This window comes from Chamaesiphon polymorphus CCALA 037, from assembly GCF_003003845.1.
Taxonomy (GTDB): domain Bacteria; phylum Cyanobacteriota; class Cyanobacteriia; order Cyanobacteriales; family Chamaesiphonaceae; genus Chamaesiphon; species Chamaesiphon polymorphus.
The window spans coordinates 1-2,106 of sequence record NZ_PVWO01000738.1; the positions used below are offsets into that span (position 1 = coordinate 1).

The following is a 2,106-nucleotide window of genomic DNA, read 5'->3' on the forward strand; positions in this document are numbered from 1 at the left end:
AGCTAGGTGTGGGCTTTGACGTTTAGTCTCTCCAAAAATCTGACAGCAGCGATAGAATTCTAGCCAGCTTTGAGCTAGATCGATTGTCAATTTCGACCAATTGGGAGGACGGGGGCGTACTCCTGACGAATTATGACTGTAGATTGCATCTAAAACAGCCATTAAGGTCTGAATTAGCTGCCGCTCGGCTGTGCGATCGAAAATGCTGTTTGACGCTGCTGGAGGCCGATTCTCGGAGCAATCTCGCGCTGCTACTGAAAAGCTAGATCCGGATCGATCGATAGTACTAACTTGCCAATCTGGGGTTAGGGTAATTAATTTCTCGCGCTCGGCCAATTTGAGTAGCGAACAACAGCGGGCATGGGTGTAAATCGCTACAGTCGGGACGGAGACTGTTCGATCGACATGTAACTCAGGTTTGAGTGGTATAGTATGAATATACTTTAGCCACCGATCGATCGTGGTATCGGCCACTTGGAAGTAAATATAGCCAGAATCGTTATACCAGCAAGCTAATTCTAAGCCAGAAAGCTTAGTGGGCGGATCGTTCGGGACTGGCGATCGGAGATTTTCACAGATTTTTAAGGGATTTAATGATGATTTTGCAGCTAATTGGTGTGCGATCGTGCTGACATACTGGTATTGTGTTGTTGTAACAATTTGAATCGATCGCTCGGACTGCCAGTTCCAATCCCAATCTGGCGGTAATTCAGTAGCTGCGTTGTTACAATTATGTAATAAACGTAAGTGAACTTGCTGAGCCATCAACTGTAAATAGTTGGCAATCGTGCCCGCAATTGTCGGTGCTAATGGTAGTAGAATCGGGTCTGACACGCGAACAATCTTCATAGCCAAGCCCCGACTTCCAAATTACGTAGTACACTCCAGACTAAAATAAAGATGATTAACTACATCAAAATACATGTAGAATCATTGAGAATCATGTGCCGTTCCGCTGGTTTGTTATGCATTCATCTACCCCACCAAAAACTAATACTCGATCGTTTTCAACCTGGCATCGATTGCTAGATTGGGCGCAAGAGCATTATCGCTATCGCACATTTGCCAAAGATGCCCAGATTCCCACTCGCTCTGGTTTATTATACTTAGTTCAAAGGGGCACGATCCGCCTCAATGGTACGGCAGAAACCGAGCCACCAGCCTATCCACATCAAAATATTACCCCGGCGGAGTTTCAGCTCCAAGGCGGCGATGAAACTTTTTTGGGTTTTGTCGGCGCGGGACAACCATTTGAAATTGTCGATCGATCGCCATTTACACTACAAGCCTTTGCCCATACAGACAACACTTCAATTTTCTGGATGTATTGGCACGATCTCGAAAACTTCCCTAGTTTCCGCCGCGAGATTTTAGATTCTTTCCGCTACCAACACCAACGGAAATTATTATGGCTCAATACCCTCGGACAACGTCACACGATCGAGCGATTGCTCGGTTATTTAACCTTACTAATTGAAGAATTTGGCGAACCTTGTAAGGAAGGTTATTTCTTACCGTTCCCGCTCACTCACGCCCAAATTGCCAGTGCCATCGGGACTACTCGCGTCACTGTCACCAGGCTGATGAAAGAATTACGCGAAGAACGCAAAGCTATCTTAATTAAAGAAGATAATCTTATCTGCTTGCTTTCACCCTCGCAACCAGAATAACAGCTACATTTACGGATCGTTTTGGCGATCGTCGATCGGTTTGAGTTAAACTAGGGAACGATAATCCATTAGTGTAACTGCGATCGCCTCATGATTTTGCCAGGTTCGACTATTCGTGTCATAAACAATAATGATATTTATTACAACTTTCAAGGCTTAGTCCAACGCATTACCGATGGGAAAGCGGCGGTACTATTTGAAGGTGGTAATTGGGATAAAATGGTCTCTTTTCGCCTCAGCGAACTCGAATTAGTAACTCCGGCTCAGAAATAACTCTTTTACAACCAGCAGAACTAGAGATTTCTCTTTTCCTCCGAACCCACTTTACATACACAAGTTTGCTAGGCTTCGTTTTAGGTTGAGTTACCCCCCCCAACCCCCCTTATAAAGGGGGGGCTTTAAATCTGGCTCCCTCCCCTGTCTTGTCTCGCTTCCT

At 45.3% G+C, this 2,106-nt stretch carries 3 protein-coding genes; 2 read left to right on the forward strand and 1 reads right to left on the reverse strand.

What is annotated here, in order from left to right:
- The coding region (locus tag C7B77_RS28825) for a hypothetical protein (protein WP_146138595.1) at positions 1–834 on the reverse strand (834 nt) is incomplete at its 3' end.
- A 131-nt stretch (positions 835–965) separates the two neighbouring features.
- Between C7B77_RS28825 and C7B77_RS28830 the strand changes: the two genes are divergently transcribed.
- Complete coding sequence (locus C7B77_RS28830; RefSeq protein WP_106313160.1) at positions 966–1,670, forward strand: Crp/Fnr family transcriptional regulator; 705 nt, start codon at positions 966–968, stop codon at positions 1,668–1,670.
- Positions 1,671–1,760: 90 nt separating this feature from the next.
- The gene (locus C7B77_RS28835) at positions 1,761–1,943 is read left to right on the forward strand and encodes an NAD(P)H dehydrogenase subunit NdhS (RefSeq protein ID WP_106313163.1); all 183 of its coding nucleotides are present in this window, start codon (positions 1,761–1,763) and stop codon (positions 1,941–1,943) included.
- Positions 1,944–2,106 lie beyond the last annotated feature (163 nt).

What these genes read in the sequence shown, in the direction of transcription:
- C7B77_RS28830 (WP_106313160.1), top strand. Translation starts at nt 966, where the DNA reads ATGCATTCATCTACCCCACCAAAAACTAATACTCGATCGTTTTCAACC.
- C7B77_RS28835 (WP_106313163.1), top strand. Translation starts at nt 1,761, where the DNA reads ATGATTTTGCCAGGTTCGACTATTCGTGTCATAAACAATAATGATATT.